Source organism: Enterococcus camelliae (assembly GCF_042685105.1).
Classification (GTDB): Bacteria; Bacillota; Bacilli; order Lactobacillales; family Enterococcaceae; genus Enterococcus_G; species Enterococcus_G camelliae.
On the sequence record NZ_JBHUMO010000067.1, the window covers coordinates 1 to 1,555 of the forward strand.

General features: G+C 36.3%; 1 pseudogene. It reads left to right on the top strand.

The annotated features are described in order from the left end of the window. Positions 1–745: 745 nt before the first annotated feature. A pseudogene (locus ACFSR0_RS10940) lies at positions 746–1,555 on the top strand (transposase); the annotation flags it as partial.

Genomic DNA, 1,555 nt, shown 5'->3' on the forward strand with positions numbered 1-1,555 from the left:
AAAAAATGCTCTATCAAAATCAAACTAATCAAAGAATCATTTCAGGATGCAGCGCTGTGTAGTTTTTCTCTGCAATTTTATGTATAAAAGCCTTGCAAAATACAGCATAAAATCAGTAATTTAAAAATCAACGAGGCTAATTGAAAGTTGAATAGCTAAAAATATCAGTTTGATGCGCTATTTGAAACTCGTTAGAACCAGTGAAAACAAAATGTGAACTTTTTTAAATTAGTTTACACTTGTTAATAAGTGCTTATTTCCTTGGTATAACAGTATTTGTACGTAGCTTTTCGATTGTTTTTCGTGTTTTTGTACCCCCCTGTTAGATAGGGGGGTACAAAAACACTCGCGGGCTAGCGCCCACTAGTGTTCAAGGCGAACTCTTTACGAAGGGGAATTCGCTTGAGGCGAACCCCTCCGCAAAGAGCGCCTAACGTTTGGGGAATTTGTTCTTTTATTATTGACTTTGCAACGTTAAAAAAACTACATGGATTTACCATGCAGTTTCTTCAACGGAATGATTAAAAGGAGTGTAGTAGATACTGATATGCTCTGAATTTGTCGTAACCAAATTGTCTTACGTTCAAAATTGGTTACGAATCTTGAGGAGAAAGATACTGATAAATCAGCATTTTTGATATTCATTGATTTAAAATAACACAGTTGTTTATGGCAGAATAAAAGTACACACGGGGGGGTGCGGACATAATCCTGGACCAAAAATGAACTCAGGAGGAATGCCCGTATGTTTTCCCACGAAGAACGTGTAAAAGCAATTCAGTTATTTTTAAAGTACGATTGTTCCTATGCAGCTACCATTCATGAATTAGGCTATCCGTCAGTTGGCGCACTTCGCAAATGGTACAAGGAATAGTTGATATCTGGAGAGCTTCATTCGGATTACCCAAAAAAATCAAAGTATTCTGAAGAACAAAAACGAATAGCTGTGAATCATTATTTTGAATATGGACAGTGCTATGCAAGGACGATTCGACTGCTTGGTTACCCTAATCGAGAGTCTTTACGGCAATGGTGTGAAGAACTAGCGCCCGGGGCTAGAAAACTTAGGAAAAGTGCGGTACAGTTAAACCAAGAGCAAAAAGATGACGTGTTGAGAAAGTTTTACAAACCTCAAACCAATAGAAAAAGTTTAGCTGAAGCTGAAGGCATCAGTCGAGAATCACTTTACCAATGGAAAAACACGTATCTTGGAAAGGATTTCCCACTGCGCATGACTTCAAAAAACCAAGGAAAACAAAAAGAGTTACTTTTAAATGAAGTAGAAGAATTACAAAAACAAGTACATCAATTACAACTCGAAAAAGCATTGCTAGAAGGAGCTGCTGAACTGCTAAAAAAAGAAAAAGGCATCAATCTTCTTTATCTATCAAATCAAGAAAAAACGATATTGATTGATGCTCAAAGAAATCGATTTACGCTGAAGGAGCTGATTCAACAACTTAAGTTGTCTAAAAGTAGCTATTTTTATCAAAAAAAGGCACTTGAGAAACCAGATAAATATGTTGAAGAACGTCAATTGATCATGACTATTTTC